Annotated in this window: 13 protein-coding genes; 9 read left to right on the top strand and 4 right to left on the bottom strand. The window is 66.4% G+C overall.

The features are described from left to right. Positions 1 to 783 (top strand): aldo/keto reductase (locus ELR45_RS26050; protein WP_205857292.1); only part of this gene is annotated, 783 nt, incomplete at its 5' end. Positions 784 to 825: 42 nt separating this feature from the next. Here the strand turns inward: ELR45_RS26050 and ELR45_RS26045 are convergent. Next, positions 826 to 1,815 carry an ABC transporter substrate-binding protein gene (locus ELR45_RS26045; protein WP_129668931.1) on the bottom strand — a complete coding sequence of 330 codons (990 nt, stop codon included), beginning with the start codon at positions 1,813 to 1,815 and terminating at the stop codon, positions 826 to 828. Positions 1,816 to 2,065: 250 nt separating this feature from the next. Between ELR45_RS26045 and ELR45_RS26040 the strand changes: the two genes are divergently transcribed. The 3 genes from ELR45_RS26040 (at position 2,066) to ELR45_RS26030 (ending at position 6,568) form a co-directional block, all read left to right on the top strand. After that, positions 2,066 to 2,773 carry a YggS family pyridoxal phosphate-dependent enzyme gene (locus tag ELR45_RS26040; protein ID WP_129668930.1) on the top strand — a complete coding sequence of 236 codons (708 nt, stop codon included), beginning with the start codon at positions 2,066 to 2,068 and terminating at the stop codon, positions 2,771 to 2,773. 381 nt (positions 2,774 to 3,154) lie between these two features. Further along, the gene (gene topA, locus ELR45_RS26035; protein ID WP_129668929.1) at positions 3,155 to 5,776 is read left to right on the top strand and encodes a type I DNA topoisomerase; all 2,622 of its coding nucleotides are present in this window, start codon (positions 3,155 to 3,157) and stop codon (positions 5,774 to 5,776) included. 96 nt (positions 5,777 to 5,872) lie between these two features. Further along, complete coding sequence (locus ELR45_RS26030) at positions 5,873 to 6,568, top strand: DedA family protein (RefSeq protein ID WP_129668928.1); 696 nt, start codon at positions 5,873 to 5,875, stop codon at positions 6,566 to 6,568. Between the two features lie 80 nt (positions 6,569 to 6,648). Here ELR45_RS26030 and ELR45_RS26025 read toward each other — a convergent pair whose 3' ends face one another. Both ELR45_RS26025 and ELR45_RS26020 read right to left on the bottom strand, forming a co-directional pair. Further along, positions 6,649 to 8,130 (bottom strand): ATP-binding protein, encoded by a 1,482-nt coding sequence (locus ELR45_RS26025; RefSeq protein ID WP_129668927.1) that lies wholly within the window; start codon positions 8,128 to 8,130, stop codon positions 6,649 to 6,651. A 60-nt stretch (positions 8,131 to 8,190) separates the two neighbouring features. Further along, positions 8,191 to 9,342 carry a serpin family protein gene (locus tag ELR45_RS26020; protein WP_205857291.1) on the bottom strand — a complete coding sequence of 384 codons (1,152 nt, stop codon included), beginning with the start codon at positions 9,340 to 9,342 and terminating at the stop codon, positions 8,191 to 8,193. A gap of 209 nt (positions 9,343 to 9,551) precedes the next feature. Between ELR45_RS26020 and ELR45_RS26015 the strand changes: the two genes are divergently transcribed. The 3 genes from ELR45_RS26015 (at position 9,552) to ELR45_RS26005 (ending at position 12,831) form a co-directional block, all read left to right on the top strand. Next, complete coding sequence (locus ELR45_RS26015) at positions 9,552 to 10,913, top strand: glycoside hydrolase domain-containing protein (protein WP_129668926.1); 1,362 nt, start codon at positions 9,552 to 9,554, stop codon at positions 10,911 to 10,913. Positions 10,914 to 10,981: 68 nt separating this feature from the next. Next, positions 10,982 to 11,674 (top strand): dTMP kinase, encoded by a 693-nt coding sequence (gene tmk, locus ELR45_RS26010; protein WP_129668925.1) that lies wholly within the window; start codon positions 10,982 to 10,984, stop codon positions 11,672 to 11,674. After that, positions 11,674 to 12,831 carry a DNA polymerase III subunit delta' gene (locus tag ELR45_RS26005; RefSeq protein WP_129668924.1) on the top strand — a complete coding sequence of 386 codons (1,158 nt, stop codon included), beginning with the start codon at positions 11,674 to 11,676 and terminating at the stop codon, positions 12,829 to 12,831. The genes tmk and ELR45_RS26005 overlap by 1 nt, the downstream gene beginning before the upstream one ends. 52 nt (positions 12,832 to 12,883) lie before the next feature. On the opposite strand, the gene ELR45_RS26000 is transcribed toward ELR45_RS26005, so the two are convergent. After that, positions 12,884 to 13,864, bottom strand: a complete 981-nt coding sequence (locus ELR45_RS26000) for an FkbM family methyltransferase (protein ID WP_129668923.1) — start codon at positions 13,862 to 13,864, stop codon at positions 12,884 to 12,886. A gap of 217 nt (positions 13,865 to 14,081) precedes the next feature. Between ELR45_RS26000 and ELR45_RS25995 the strand changes: the two genes are divergently transcribed. Together ELR45_RS25995 and ELR45_RS39135 are read left to right on the top strand one after the other, a co-directional pair. Beyond that, positions 14,082 to 14,990, top strand: coding sequence for a PSP1 domain-containing protein (locus tag ELR45_RS25995; protein ID WP_129668947.1), 909 nt, complete (start codon positions 14,082 to 14,084; stop codon positions 14,988 to 14,990). Continuing rightward, on the top strand, positions 14,987 to 15,931 hold a 945-nt coding region (locus ELR45_RS39135; RefSeq protein WP_205857290.1), incomplete at its 3' end, for an alpha/beta fold hydrolase. The genes ELR45_RS25995 and ELR45_RS39135, both read left to right, overlap by 4 nt.

Genomic DNA, 15,931 nt, shown 5'->3' with positions numbered 1-15,931 from the left:
ATCGCGGGCCGAAGGGATGAGGTGGTGCTGGCAACCAAGTTCGGGATCGTCCGCGACCCGGCCAACCCCGCGAGTCGCGGGTTCAACGGCACGCCCGAGTACGTCCGCTCCTCGTGCGACGCGTCTCTGCGACGTCTGGACGTCGAGCACGTCGATCTCTACTACCTGCACCGGATGGACCCCAACGTCCCGATCGAAGACACCGTCGGGGCCATGAGCGAGCTTGTCGACGCCGGCAAGGTGCGCTACCTCGGACTATCCGAGGCGGCGGCCGACACTATCCGTCGTGCCCACGCCGTGCATCCCATCGCCGCTCTGCAGTCCGAGTGGTCCCTGTGGAGCCGCGACGTCGAAGGGGACGTCATAGACACCTGCCGCGAACTGGGTATCGCCGTCGTTCCCTACAGCCCATTAGGCCGCGGGTTCCTGACCGGCGCGATCACCTCTCCCGACGACCTCGTGGACGACGATTTCCGCCGCAACCACCCGCGCTTCCAGGGCGACGCCTTCAAGAAGAACCTCGAGCTGGTCGATACGGTGCGCTCGATCGCAGCACGCAAAGGCGTCACTGCGAGCCAGATCGCGCTCGCCTGGGTCTTGGCCCAGGGCGACGACGTGGTCCCGATCCCAGGTACCAGAAGACGCCACCACCTCGAGGAGAACATCGGTGCGCTCGAGGTCGAACTCGACGAGGCCGACATGAGGGAACTGGAGCACATCGTCCCAGTCGGGAACCGCTACCCGGACATGACTTTCGTCGCTGGTGTCACCCCTCAGCGCTGATCAGAGATTCGAGGTCGCCGGAGAACCTACCGAGGCGCATATTCAGTTCAGCAATGCGTCCAGATCGGGCGCCTCGTCCAGGAGCCCGTCCTGGACGGCCAGGTCACCGAGTGTGTTCAGTGCCTCGATGTTGATCTCTGAGGTGAACGTCTCGATCGCGACACGCTCGGCTAACGCAGGGTCCATGTCGAGGAAGTCGACGAGTGTCTCGCGGACGTCTTCGGGGTTCTCCTCGGCGTAGGCCAGAGACTCGTCCATCGCAGCGACGAAGTCCCCGGCCAACTCTGGGTCCTGCTCCGCCAGCTCGCCACTGGTGAAGGTCACCATCGTGTCCAGTCCTGGGGCGGCGTCCTGGTAGTTGTACGTCACGAGCTGTGCGCCGTCTTCGACGAGCGTGGTCACGAACGGCTCCGGGATCCAGACCGCGTCGACGTCGCCCTGCTCCAGGGCGGCCGGCATGTTCGGGAACGGGAGTTCCACGAACTGCACGGAGTCGGCGTCACCGCCGTCCTGCCGCACGGCCTCGCGTATGGTCACGTCGCCGGCGCCATTAAGGGTGTTCACGGCGACGTTCTTGCCGGCCAGGTCGGCCGCGGACTCGATGCCAGAGTCCTCGGCGGCGAAGACCCCGTTGATGTCGTCCCCCTCGGGTTTGGAAGCGGAGAAGCCGGTGATGACCCGGATGTCGAGGCCCTGTTCCTGGGCGACCATGAGTGGCAGTGGCTGTCCGACGACAAAGTCGATCTCACCGGCGACGACCGCCGGGAGCAGTGCCGCACCACCTTGCCCGAGCTCGAGGGTGACGTCGATCCCGTGGTCGACGAAGAAACCTTGATCGATCCCCAGCTGCAACGCCGCGGTCGGCACGATAGGCAGAGCGCCCACGGTCACCTCACGCGTATCTCCGGAGTCGCCGCTCGCCTGGGCGTCGCCGGTCGCCTGCGCGTCATCGGTTTCGCCGTCGTCATCGCCTCCGCACGCAGCAAGGAGGATGCCCGCCGCAGCGATACCAGCAATTATCGGTTTGCGCATGGTCCGGTCCTTTCACCTTCGACACGCCGGAAAACGACATGTGTCTCGAATCACACGATGATTTCTTCAATCATTGAGATTGTCAATCATCTGTCCGCACCTCCGCGCGCCGGGTCTGGGCCGAAATGACGGAAGACTCCCGGCTACCGGCGGTGGCCCGCCGAGGACGCTCCATCCGGTCGAGAACCGACCGCCGTGACGGCCACCACATGGGACATGGAATCACGGGTGGTCTAGGTTAAGAAACAGCATGCTGAACGACGACGACATCCTGGCCAACCTCGGCGATGTGCGAGCGCGCATCGCGCGAGCCGTCGCCGAGACCCAGCACGAGGCCGACCACGTGCGGCTCCTGCTGGCGACGAAGACGGTGTCCGCCGAGCGGATCGCGACCGCCGTCGGGGCGGGCGAGCACCTGATCGGTGAGAACCGTGTCCAGGAGCTGGCACAGAAGGACGAGGTTCTGTCGGCGCTTCCCTGCGAGCGGCATCTGATCGGCCACCTGCAGACCAACAAGGTGAACCAGGCACTGGCGTATGTGACCTGCATACAGTCGCTGGATCGGGTTGATCTGGCCGACCGACTGCAGCGTCGGCTCGACTCCATCGATAGCAGCGTGGACGTGCTGCTCCAGGTGAACACGTCCGGCGAGATCAGCAAGTTCGGCGTCTCCCCCGACGACGCGCTGACGTTCGCACGCGAGACGGCGAAACGGGACCGCATCCGTATCCGCGGCTTAATGACCATCGGTCTGCCCGCCGCGGATCCAGATCTCATCCGGCCCGGCTATCGCAGGCTACGCGAGGTTCGAGACCAGATCCGAGATGCTCGGATCGACAACGTGCACATGGGCACGCTGTCGATGGGTATGAGCGGTGACCTGGACATTGCCATAGAGGAAGGGGCCACTATGGTCCGCGTCGGCTCTGCCGTGTTCGGAGTGCGTCCGCGACCCTAGGCCGCGGATGTGTCCAGCTGTCACACCACAGTTCATACGCCTCGGAGCAGAGTGGATTGGGAAGGTGCCCAGGACCGAAACGGCAGCGTTTCAGGCCGTCGCAGGAGCGCATTGCGGACCGTGCGCCCAGCGTGATCGCGTCTCATCAGAGCATCCACCCGAGCGCGAGCGGCCCTGAACGTCTTACACTCACCCTGGAGCAGGGCGGTGTCGATCATGAATGGACCATGCTCGCCTCGGCCGCGGGTCGATCGCGAACAGCCGGCGGCTGAGCAGGACCGGCCCACCATGTACGCACTGCTGGGGACCCTCGCGGAAGCAACGTCGCATACCGTGCGTTGTTTCATGAGGGGTTTATGACGATATGACCAAGGGGAATTGATGGCACAGAGCGCGAACGGGGTGGGACGCCGCCTCGTCGTCGTGGAGTCGCCGGCGAAGGCCAAGACCATCGCCGGCTATCTTGGCGACGGTTATGTCGTGGAGTCCTCCCTGGGGCACATCCGCGACCTCCCGTCGAAAAAGACGGACGTTCCGGAGACCCAGCGAGAGCGCTACGGCAACCCGGTGGGCGTGGACGTCCACGGTGACTTCGATCCCCTCTACATCGTCCCGGCAGGCCGCGCCAAGGACCAGGTCAAGAAGCTCAAGTCGCTGCTGAAGGACGCCGACGAGCTGCTACTCGCGACAGATGAGGACCGCGAGGGTGAAGCGATCGCCTGGCACCTGCGCGAGGAGCTCAAGCCGAAGGTGCCGGTGCGCCGGATGGTCTTCCACGAGATCACGCGGGACGCGATCCGCAACGCTGTCCAGAGCCCACGAGACATCGACGAGGACCTGGTCGACGCTCAGGAGACCCGGCGCATCGTCGACCGTCTCTACGGCTACCAGATCTCGCCGGTGCTCTGGCGCAAGGTGACACAGGGCCTGTCCGCCGGCCGGGTACAGAGCGTCGCCACGCGGCTCGTCGTCGACCGGGAACGCGAGCGGATGGCGTTCACCTCGGCGTCGTACTGGGACATCACCGCCACCCTGGACACTGGCACGTCCGACGAGCCGAGCGCGTTCGCCGCGAAGCTGCTCACAGTCGATGGAGCCCGGGTCGCCGCCGGCCGCGATTTCGACGCCAGCGGGCAGACCAAGGGACGAGGCAACGTCATCGTCCTGGACGAGGACCGGGCGCGGGCTCTCGCCGGCGCCCTGAACAACGTCGAATACCAGGTCCGCTCCGTCGAAGCCAAGCCGTACACGAGGCGGCCCTACGCACCGTTCCGGACCACCACGCTGCAGCAGGAGTCATCGCGCAAGCTCGGCTTCGGCGCGGCTCGCACCATGCAGGTGGCGCAACGGCTGTACGAGAACGGCTTCATCACCTACATGCGGACGGACTCGACGACTCTGTCCGACTCCGCCGTCTCGGCCGCGCGTGCCCAGGTCAGCGAACTGTACGGACCGGACTACCTGCCGGACGGACCACGGGTCTACTCCAGCAAGGTCAAGAACGCCCAGGAAGCGCACGAGGCGATCCGGCCGGCTGGGGACTCCTTCCGCACACCGGCGGAGACCGGCCTGCGCGACGAGGAGTACCGCCTCTACGAGCTGATCTGGATGCGTACCGTCGCATCTCAGATGAAGGACGCCAAGGGTGAGACGCTCACCGTCCGGGTCGGTGCCACCGCGTCCAGCGGTGAGACTGTCGAGCTGGGTGCATCCGGGCGCACCATCACCTTCCACGGGTTCCTCAAGGCCTACGTCGAAGGCGCCGACGACCCGGAGGCGGAGCTGGACGACCGTGAGAAGCGGCTTCCGCACCTCACCGAGGGCCAAGGCCTGACCGCCGCCGGTGTCGAGCCGGAAGGCCACACCACCAAGCCACCGTCCCGCTACACCGAGGCGACCCTGGTCAAGGAACTCGAAGACCGTGAGATCGGACGCCCGTCGACATACGCGTCCATCATCCGCACGATCCTTGACCGCGGGTACGTGTTCAAGCGGGGCAACGCGCTGGTGCCCGCGTGGCTGGCGTTCGCCGTGGTGCGGCTACTCGAGGAGCATTTCAGCAGGCTGATCGACTACGCGTTCACCGCCAAGATGGAGGACGTCCTCGACGAGATCGCCGCCGGCCGCGCCGACCGCGTCGCGGAGCTGGCCCAGTTCTGGCACGGCGACGACAAGGTCGAAGGTCTCAAGCATCTCGCCGACAACCTCGGTGAGATCGACGCCCGTGGCATCTCGTCATTCCCGGTGGGTGAAGGGATCATGGCGCGGGTAGGCCGCTACGGTCCGTACGTCGAGGACGAGGAGGGCAACCGGGGGAGCATCCCCGACGAGCTCCCGCCCGACGAGCTCACCGTCGACAAGGCCCGCGAGCTGCTCAAGGCCGGTAACGGCGACCGGGAGCTAGGAGTGAACCCGAAGACTGGGCGGACCGTGGTCGCCAAGGCCGGCCGGTACGGGCCGTACGTCACCGAGCTGCTCGAAGAGGACGCGCCCAAGGGCACCAAGCCGCCCACGGCGTCGCTGTTCAAGAGCATGTCGCTGGAGACGCTCACGCTCGACGATGCGCTGAGGCTGCTGACGCTGCCGCGAACCGTCGGAGCCGACGCCGAGGGCAAGGAGATCATTGCCACCAACGGCCGGTACGGCCCGTACGTGAAGAAGGGATCCGACTCCCGGTCGCTGCCCGACGAAGAGTCCCTGTTCACCGTCACGGTGGAGGAAGCGGAGAAGCTGTTCGCCCAGCCCAAGGGGCGCCGCGGAGCGCGGGCCGCGACACCGCCGCTGAAGGAGCTGGGAGACGACCCCGCGAACGGCAAGCCGCTCGTGGTCAAGGACGGCCGGTTCGGTCCGTACGTCACCGACGGCGAGACCAACGTCACGGTGCCGCGCGGCACATCGGTGGAGACGTTGACACTCGAACGCGCCGCCGAGTTGATCGCGGAGAAGCGTGCCAAGGGGCCTGCGCCGAAGAAGCGCGCGGCGAAGTCGCGCTCCCGCTCCTGACGGCAGAGACCGACGGCTCGGGGATACCCCCGAGGTTTCCCTGGGCTTGCCGGTCTCAGGGTTGTTCACCCAGGTCCGCCAGGCAAGGGTGGAGTCGTGGATCTCTTGGCTCTCGTTGCCGTACCTGTTCTCGTGTATGTCGTCATAGCCGCTCTGGTAGCCGCCGACGCGGTGGTTCCGATCGTTCCCTCAGAGGTGGCCGTCGTGGCGGCGGGCACACTTGCCGCCGCGGGCGAGCTGGACGTCGTCGCGGTGCTCATCGCAGCCGCCGGCGGCGCGCTGGTGGGTGACTGCGCTGTCTACCTGATCGGCCGGCACACGCTTCCCGGCGTGCTCGCACGGTCTCGGCTGGGGCGCCGGGTACAGCGCAGCGTCGAACGCGCCTACATGCGTATGGGTTCGGCCAGCTCGGCCGCGATCATCGCGGGCCGGTTCATTCCGCTCGGCCGGACCGCCAGCTCAGCCGCCGCCGGCATGGCGGGGGTATCGCCACAGCGGTTCTTGCTCTGCGGGGCGATCGGGGGAAGTGCCTGGGCAAGCTGGATGCTCGGCATCGGCTATGTCACCGGTTCCGTCACGGACGTGCCGCTGTGGGCTCAGTCGGCCATCGGTGCCGGAGCCGCAATCGTCGTCGGCGTGTGGCTCGCCACCACGCGAGCCATCATCCGCACCCGCCGTCATATGTCGGCCCGTGCGCGCGCCGCGGCGACGCGGCGCGGTACGCGGGCCCCACACGCCCCGAACGACACACCCCACCATGGACACCCCGCGCTCGAACACGTACCGGCATAGCAGACGTGTCGCGTCGCGACGTGGTGGTCATACCCGTCTGAACCGAGCCCGCGTGGGGTGCGCGTCGCCGGCGCCGGCGGTCATTGGCCTTGTCGGTCGTCGGTCGTGGTCAGGTCAGATACGAGTTCATCGAGGGTGACCAGATGTACGTTCGGACGTGTCGCCGCTACTTCGATCAGGCTGTGAGCGAAGCTGCGGGCGAAGAAGACGACGAGCGGTCCGTCGGCAGAGAAGCGAAGCTTCGCCTGTCGCATAGCTGGCAGCTTGTAGGTTTCGAGGTCGGTGAGGACTTTCGGCGTCATGGAGCGATTGGTCCATTTGCACTCGCCGATGATCGTGACGGTGGAGCGTTGGAGACCTACGACGTCGATCTCTTCGACCTGGCGTTCGCCGCTGCGTCGGTGTTCGGCCAAGGCTTTGCCCCACCACGTGCCTACTCGGCTTGCACGCCTGCCGAGGTGACTGCGTGTCCATTCGCGGCAGAGGGCTTCGAACGCGGGTGCGACATGGTCTGCGAGTACCGGGGCGATCTCGCCGTCGTAGTGATCTCCTGGTCGTAGGCCGGCGCGCAGGTCTTCCTGGTAGTTGAATACGAAGCGGAACCAGAACTTCAGGAATCCGTCGGCGATGCGGTACCGATGATCGCGAGATGACCGGTCGGCCGTGAGCGGCGCGATCTGTTCGACGAGCCTTAAGTCTTTCAAGGTATTGAGGTACTGGCTGAGATCGGTGCTCCGCCTTCCGAGAGCGGTGGCGAGGTCGCCGATCGAGCGCATGCCAAAGGCAAGCTCTTCGAGCATTGAGAAGTAGATACCCGGTTGTCGTAGCTCTTCCTCGAGTACCTCGCGTGGGTCGTTGAACAGTGGCCCGCGGTGGTTGAGGACTCGTCGGCATACCTGTTCCCGTAGATCGCCGGGCCCGCGGCCCAGTTCGTCGAGGTAGAGGCTCATGCCGCCGGCAACCGCGTAGCGCTCGACGCGTTCCTGTGCTGTGAGGTCAGGCATGAATGCCTGTGCATCGGCGAACCGCAGAGGCTCCACGGACAGTGGAGTGAGGCGGCCACGTAGTGGGCTTGATTCGCTGAGGAGTGTGGTCATCTGTCCGATGTGCGATCCGCAGAGCACCAGCTTCAGCGTGGCGGAGTCGCGTTCTTCCATCACTGCTTGGAGGGCTGTGAGGATCTCGTCACGCCGGGCGGCGACTGAGGGAAGCAGGTACGGGAACTCGTCGATGACCGCCAGGACTTTCTGCTCTCGGGCTAGTTGATAGAGGGCGCTGAACAGCGTCGGCAAGTCAGGGAGATCTGGACGGAAGCCCAGAAGTGGCGCGAGCCGGTCGGCGAAGCGGTTCAACTGCTGACCTTCGGCGCGACGGTCGGCGACCAGCACTATAGCCGGCTTTCCATCGGCGAAGGTGCGAAACAACCATGACTTGCCAACACGGCGACGTCCATACAGTGCAAGGACGTTGCGCTCCGCGCCCTCCCACCAGTCCTCGAGGCGCGCCAGATCGGCGACACGATTGACGAACTCGTCGCGGGCGGCGAACCTGAAAGTCTCCATCTTTATAATCTAGCTTAGACTAAGCTAGATTATACAAGCTCGACTCTTCGAATAAGAGCCTCACCGCTTGGCAGGCTCGGCGGACTCGACCCAGCCCGCAAAGAGCACCAGACCCGTGGCGCGGTGCACCGCCAGGAAACCGAACGGCCGGTCATAGGTCACCCGTAGGCCACGCTCCTTGCGGACCGGCATCGACACCATGCGCATCCCGATGGCCGTCACAGCGGCGGCCTCGAACCCGGTCGCACTGAAGACGGCGACCGCCGACTGGCGCGCCTGGTCGACCCGGAGCGGGACGGGCCCGATTCGGGCGAAATGTCCCCGATCATCCCGCCGGACCGTGTCCAGCCCGAAGAGCGACGCGTGAGCCAAGAGATCGTGATCCGACCGCACGGTAAAACGGACCGCCGTCACTGACACGCTCCGCCGCTGAGCCGGCACAACCGTCAACCCAGGCGCGGAGGGTGTGGCATCGGACTCCAGGAGCTCTGTTCCACCGCGGGCCTCGTGCTCTCCTGCCAGCACGGCCATAGCCGCCGGGAGCACCTCGGAGGACCGCCGGTCCTCGTCGCCTAGAACAAGATGGACATCCAAGCCGTTGTCGCCTTCGACCCGAGTCTGAGTCAACGGACCCGCGGGTGTGGTCGCCACCCGCACGTCGTCCAGCTCCTGCCAGGTGCGGCTCAAGCCCGCCAACCGTTCCTTCGCCCACGGCCCGCTCTTCGGGACCAGGTTCTCGTCGCTGAACTTCCGTGCCCACGTGGTGCGGACTGCCAAAGCGCTGGCAAGGGTGAGCATCGTGTCCGGGTCGGCGTCGACCGGAAAGCGGTCGATCAGCCCTCGGGTGTTCTCCCGCGCCCAGGCGTCCAGCTTCGGCTGGTCCACCGCCGGCTCGCCGGTCAGCTCGCCGACGTTCGCCGGGGGGAGCTGCGCCGTCCAGTCCGGGTTCACCTGCGCGGCCACGTTGGCCCAGACCCCCAGGGCCGCATCGACGCCCTCCAGATCGCCGATCGCCTTCAGCGCCTGACGCGCGGCCTCCATGCACTCGTCAGCGGGCACACCGACCGCGTCGGCCAGCTCGCTCCGGCCGGGCTCATCCGCCGATGACGCAAGTACGGCCAGCAGGGGCCATAGACCCGCACCCGACACCACACCGGTGCCATCCGCTCGAAGCCACTCAGATGTCATCCGGTTGATCGCTCGTACATCCACGCTCCGACTCTATGCGGCTTCCAACCAGCGGAACACAAATCTGTGAGCGCCGCGGCCGCGCCCCTCCGAGTGAAGCGGCCTAGCTGTCTCACTGTCCTCATGACTTTACGTATGGCACGATGTTGCACAACTGACTCAGGTGTCACATTGGCACCAGGAGTGAGTTTTGGAGGCGTTGACGTCTGCAGGCGACCGAGACGGGGGAACCGATGGACAGATCTCAGGCAGGCGACGGACGGACGAACGGAGCGAAGAGACGCAGGCTCACCAGGACGCTGGGCGCAGGTTCGCTGGCATCAGTGCTCATCCTCGGCACCTTCAACCCGCCGGCCGTCGCGGAACCGGAGACACCTGTCAGTTACCCGAAAGGTGCGTCCGCTTCCCGGGCCACCGGGCTCGCCTTCGACACCTGCACCGCTCCGTCGCTCGAGGCTCTCCACGCGTGGCAGAGTTCGCCATACTCCACGGTCAACGTCTACTTCGGCGGGGCCAACCGTGGATGCGAGCAGCCTGAGCTCACAAAATCCTGGGTGCAGGAGGCGGCAGCCATGGGTTGGGATCTGCTGCCGACGTACGTGGGCCGGCAACCGTACTGCGTGCACGCCGACGGCATGAGCACCTTCTCAGAGTCGGACGCCCACGAGAAGGGGCGGAACAACGCGGAGGACGCGATTGCCCAGGCCAAGACGGTCGGACTGCTACCCGGGAGCGCTCTCTATGCCGACATCGAGCACTATGACCAGTCGGATGATGACTGCCGGACCGCGGTTCGCCGATATGTCTCGGCATGGACCAGCACGCTGCACGCAAACGGCTACCTCGCAGGCGTCTACGTCCATCACTCCTCTGGCCTCGCCGACCTGTCCGGAAGCCACGGATCAGCGCACCATGCCAGGCCCGATGCGATCTGGGTCGCGGACTGGGACCGGGACACGACGCTGACCGGCTGGCCGAACACGTCGGACACCAAGTGGGCTGAGCACCAGCGCGCGAAGCAGTACCGAGGCGACCACGATGCGACCAACGGTGGCGTCACTCTCAGCATCGACAGCAACGCGATCGATGCTCCTGTCGCCACGGTGGCACACCAGTACCAGGTGACCAGCGACGTCGGGCTGAAAGCCCGCACCGGCCCCGGCACGTCCCACCCAGCCACAGGGTCACACGCGCCAGGGGCCACGCTCTCCGTGGTCTGCCAGAGCGGCGGCGAGAAGGCCGGCGCCACCTCAGTATGGAACCAACTTGTCGACGGCACCTGGGTCAGCGACGGGCATGTCTCGACGCCGTTCAGCTCCGGCTTCTCGGATGCCCTTCCACGCTGCACATATCCCGGGCAGGTCAGCAGTGCTGCCCCGCTCAACGCACGCACCGGGCCGGGAACCTCGCATTCGACGACCGGCAGCCCGCTATCCAGCGGCTCGCTGGCGTGGGTCGTATGCCAGGCCGACGGCATGGCCGTGGACGGGACGTCTGTCTGGAACAAGCTGGCTGACGGCCGGTGGGTGAGCGACCGCTACGTCTCCACGACCTCCGGCTCCTCGTGGAGCGACCCGATCCCCCGTTGTGGCTGAGACGTCCCGCGATCCGGGCGTCGTGAGCCGCACCTCGCCGGACGCCACGTTGAGACTAGGCTGGTGCCGTGGTTCTGGACGACGGCGCGTCGACGCGCGAGCGGCTCGTGGCACCTCACGACGACGATGATCCCGTCGCGTCCGATGCCGGCCGAGGGCTCTTCGTGGCGTTCGAGGGCGGGGACGGTGTCGGCAAGTCCACCCAGGTGGACCTGCTGGCGAAGCACCTGCGCACTCTCGGGCGAGACGTCGTCGTCACTCGGGAGCCTGGCGGATCCCGCATCGGGAAAGAGGTCAGGACCATACTGCTCGACGGCGGTGAGCTCGACGCCCGCGCGGAGGCGCTGCTTTTCGCCGCGGACCGTGCGGACCACGTCGCGTCGTTGATCCGGCCGGCGCTCCAGCGCGGGGCCGTGGTCATCACCGACCGCTATGTGGACTCATCCATCGCATATCAGGGCGTCGGACGCGAACTCGGCATCGACCAGGTCGCCGCGCTGTCCGAGTTCGCCACGCTCGGCCTACGGCCCGACCTCACGATCATTCTTGACCTCGACGCTGCCGAACGACGCCGCCGCGTCGAGCGCCTCGGGCAGTTCGACCGGATCGAGCGCGAACCCGACCACGTGCACGCCCGGATCCGGCAGGCTTTTCTCGACCTCGCCGCTGCCGCCCCGGGACGGTACCGCGTCGTCGATGCGGCCCGGCCGGCCGACCAGGTCGCCGCTGAGGTCGCGACAGCCGTAAAGAAGGTGCACTGATGAGTGTCTGGGATGCCGTCGTCGGGCAGGCCGTGGTGCCCGCCCTGCAACGCACGATTGCGGACGCATCCGTCGATCGCAACGGGGCGGGCAGCGGGTCGATGACGCACGCCTGGCTGTTCACAGGGCCACCCGGCTCGGGCCGGTCGGTCGTCGCCAAGGCGTTCGCAGCTGCCCTGCAGTGCCCGCAAGGCGGCTGCGGACACTGCGCCGAATGCACCGACGTCCGGGCTGGAACACACCCGGACGTGGCGGCGCTCACCACCGAAGGGCTGAACATCCGGATCAGTCAGGTCCGTGATCTGGTCCCACGCGCGGCCCTGAAGCCGGCCCGAGGTCGCTGGCAGATCATCATCGTCGAGGACGCCGACCGGCTCGGCGAGGACGCCGCGGACGCACTGCTGTTGTCGGTCGAGGAGCCGCCCGAGCGGACCGTCTGGATGCTGTGCGCGCCGACCGCCGAGGACATCGTCCCGACCATCCGCTCCCGGTGCCGCGTGGTCCAGCTCCGCACGCCTCCATACAACGAGGTCGCCGCCCACCTCACCGCAACCGAGAACGTAGACGAACGGCTTGCCGCCTTCGCCGCCCGCGCTTCACAGGGTCATATCGGGCGCGCCCGGGCGCTGGCCGTCGATGAAGAGGCCCGCGCCCGGCGCGAAGAGGTCCTGCGGCTCCCGTTCGCACTCAACGACATCCGTGAGTGCCTAGACGCGGCGGCCAACCTCGTGGAGGCGGCCAAGGCCGATGCGGAACGGCGTTGCGACGCCCTCGACGCCAAGGAGACTGAGGAGCTGAAGAAGGCGCTCGGGGCCGGTACCACGGGTCGCAAGCCGCGGAATATGAATGCGGCGGTAAAGGAACTGGAGCAGGAACAGAAACTCCGCCGCACCCGTGTGCAGCGCGACTCCATCGACCGGGCACTGGTGGACGTCCTCGCGCTCTACCGCGACGTGCTGATGCTTCAGCTCGGTGTCAACGCCGAGTTGGTCAACGACGAGATGCGGCCATCCCTGCAGAGGCTGGCCCAGGCCGGGACGCCGGAGGCCACGCTGCGGCGGATGGAAGCGATCGTCGAAACGCGGGAGTCGCTACTCGGCAACGCCGCTCCATTGCTCGCTCTGGAGTCGATGGCGTTGGCACTTCGCGAGGGCTGAGGGCCTGGGTACCGCGGTACGTCAGCGCTAGAGGGCGGCGCGATGACCGCCGTCATGCGGGCATCGGTACGCCGGCGGTGAGAAGCTGGGCGTCTGTCTTGGTGGTGAACAGCCAATCACGGCACTGCACACTCGGTCGCAGTCGTTCGTACTCGACCATTCCGTCGGGCTCCACCCGAAGGTACCGGTAGCCGTGCGGAGCGAGCGCTGTCTCCACCCGGTCGGCGTCCCCCGAGTCCGGGAGCACCTCGCACAGGATGTCGGGTCTATTCGCTTCCAGGAACTCCTGCCCGTTCTGCAGGACGACGTCTTCAGTGCCTTCCACATCGATCTTCACGATCGTCGGCACCCCGCGAGCCGAATAAGACAGCGTGTCCATGAAGGCGTCCAGCGAGTACACCGGCACCTCGACACCCTTCTCGAAGTACAGCTCCGTCGAATAGAAGTCCGGCAGCGCGGACCCTCCGTCCCCCACCGCGATCCGTGCCGCTCCCCCGTCCTTGCCGACGCCTTCGACGTGCACTGTGATCCGCCGGAGTAGATCGTTCGCCACCACATTGTCCAGAGCGGCTTTCGCCACCTCTGGCACCACTTCGAACGCGTGCACTTCCGCGTCCTCGGCCACCCGAGCACCGAGGATCGAGAACAGCCCGGTGTATGCGCCGACGTCCAGGATGAGCCTGGTGTCCCGCGCCAGGCAGGCGAAGACGTCCAGAGCCAGCTGGTCAGCGGGACGGGGCCGGACACCCCGGCCCCAGTACAGCTCCTTGGCGATGACACAGCGATCCGGATGCTTCATGACGAACGAGACACCGCCCATCCGCGCCTGGACCTCGTGCACGTGCGCCGGGGCAGGAAGGCGTTCAGAACGGATCCGGCTGCCCAGCAAGGCCGCACCGCTGCGCAGCACAGCATGCGGCACCCGCCAGGAGAGAACTCGCTTGACCGTCGGCTTGACGCCGTACCAGCTGTGCCGGCGGCCACGCCCGCTCTTGTCGAAGTCCGTCACGTCACCGGCCATTTCACCGACCACACCCTCATCCGCGAATATTTCGATGTCGCATCAATTCCGCCACTGTTTCGTGTCTATGACGTTCTACCCCGCGCCGCGGTTCCCATCACCCCACACCAGACCAAAGGACAGTCGGCCGCCGGATCCACATGAAGCCGACGGCCGCCCTGGGCACCGGCCGATGTCCGACGCCGTGGTGGCGGTTGCCGCAACAGGTCGTATGGTGGGCGTTGTGGGCATGGTGATGGCAGTGGCTTTCACCCGGTACGGGAAGCTCTACTACCTGGATCCGGGCGGGCACTCTCCGAGAGTCGGCGAAAAGGTTCTTGTGCCCACTGATGACGGCCCTGAGGTGGCCGAATGCATCTGGGCCCCGCAGTGGGTCAGTGAGGACGTCGATGGTCTGCCGACGTGTGAAGGCATCGCGACCGATGAGCATGTGGAGCGCGACGAGCGCAACCGCCGTCGCCGCGCCGAGGCTCGCGTCGTGGCCCGCCGGCTGATTCGAGACCACGGGCTGCCCATGAAGGTCGTCGGCGTCGACTACGTCGACACCCGCGAGGACGTCGACCAGCTCATCACGATCTACTTCAGCGCGCCGCAACGGGTCGACTTCCGTGAGCTGGTCCGTGACCTGGCCAGGACACTCCGAGCGAGGATCGATCTGCGCCAGCTGGGACCTCGCGATGAGGCGCGTGTCCAGGGCGGCGTTGGGCCTTGTGGCCGTGAGACGTGTTGTTCGACCTTCCTCAAAGACTTCGAGCCGGTCAGCATCAGGATGGCCAAGGACCAAGACCTCCCGCTGAACCCACTCAAGATCTCAGGTGCTTGCGGGCGGCTCATGTGCTGCCTGAAGTACGAGCACCCCCTCTATCAGGACTTCAAGGTCAATGTCCCATCGCTGGGCTGCGGGGTCGAGAGCGATGAGGGCGTGGAAGGCACGGTCGTCGGCTACAACGTCCCGGCAGAGACGGTGTACGTCCGGGACCGCGAGACCGGCCGCAAGGTCGCCTGCCCGAAGGCCAGCGTCTGCGGTTCCCGACAGGCCTACGAAACGGCCGTCGCTTCGGGAATGCGGGCGACCCCGGAGGAAGACAGCGACGACGACGGCGACACGCCCGCCCTTGGTGATCAGGAGTCCGAATGAGCCGGCGATCACGCTCGTCGAAAGTCGTCGCCCTTGGGTTGATGGCCGCGATCGTCGCCACCGGATGCTCGTCGTCCGCTAATGATCCGAACGACCCTCCGCAAGAGCAGATGCCGCCGGAGTCGACGCCGGCGCCGGACGCGACCGAGGGCATCGATACCGCTCTTGAGAAGTTCTACACGCAGACGGTGGAATGGGAGGATTGCGGCGACCAGTTCCAGTGCTCGACGCTGACCGTCCCACTCGACTACGAAGACCCAGAGGGTGACGAGATCGAGGTCGCGCTGCTTCGGGTGCCCGCATCCTCAGATGACGCGGTCGGATCACTCGTGGTGAACCCCGGAGGCCCTGGAGCGTCGGGCGTCGACTATGCCCGCAACGCACACCTCGTCGCGTCGCAACAGATTCTGGACCAGTTCGACGTCGTCGGGTTCGACCCGCGGGGCGTGGGATCGTCCACGCCGATCGAATGTCTCGAGGACCAAGCCCTGGACGATTTCCTCGGCGACACGCCCCCGGTCGACGACGAGAACGGCGCCACCGAGGACGACGCGCCCGAAGACGAAGGCGAGGACGAGAACGACAACGAGGACGAGGCTGCCGCGATAGAGGCCCAGGCCGAAGAGTTCGCTCTGGCGTGTGAGTCGAGGTCGGGCGAGTTCCTGGAACACATCGGCACCGCGGACGTCGCTCGCGACATGGATGTGCTCCGCGCCGCACTCGGCGACGAGCAATTGAACTACCTCGGTAAGTCCTACGGCACATCGATCGGGGCGGTGTACGCCGATCTGTTCCCAGAGCGTTCGGGCCGGCTCGTGCTCGATGGCGCCATCGACCCGTCGCTGGACTCGGAGGAGCTCTCGCTCGGCCAGACGTACGGCTTCGAGCGGGCTCTCAACGCATTCCTCGACTGGTGTCTGGACAACGACTGCCCGATCGGT

It is taken from the genome of Phytoactinopolyspora endophytica (genome assembly GCF_004138495.1).
Classification (GTDB): Bacteria; Actinomycetota; Actinomycetes; order Jiangellales; family Jiangellaceae; genus Phytoactinopolyspora; species Phytoactinopolyspora endophytica.
This window is presented reverse-complemented; position numbering and strand designations above follow the sequence as displayed.

Excerpts from the sequence above, each read along its gene's own strand:
- ELR45_RS26045 (WP_129668931.1), bottom strand. The coding sequence starts at position 1,815 with ATGCGCAAACCGATAATTGCTGGTATCGCTGCGGCGGGCATCCTCCTT.
- ELR45_RS26040 (WP_129668930.1), top strand. The coding sequence starts at position 2,066 with ATGCTGAACGACGACGACATCCTGGCCAACCTCGGCGATGTGCGAGCG.
- topA (WP_129668929.1), top strand. The coding sequence starts at position 3,155 with ATGGCACAGAGCGCGAACGGGGTGGGACGCCGCCTCGTCGTCGTGGAG.
- ELR45_RS26025 (WP_129668927.1), bottom strand. The coding sequence starts at position 8,130 with ATGGAGACTTTCAGGTTCGCCGCCCGCGACGAGTTCGTCAATCGTGTC.
- ELR45_RS26015 (WP_129668926.1), top strand. The coding sequence starts at position 9,552 with ATGGACAGATCTCAGGCAGGCGACGGACGGACGAACGGAGCGAAGAGA.
- ELR45_RS26005 (WP_129668924.1), top strand. The coding sequence starts at position 11,674 with ATGAGTGTCTGGGATGCCGTCGTCGGGCAGGCCGTGGTGCCCGCCCTG.
- ELR45_RS25995 (WP_129668947.1), top strand. The coding sequence starts at position 14,082 with ATGGTGATGGCAGTGGCTTTCACCCGGTACGGGAAGCTCTACTACCTG.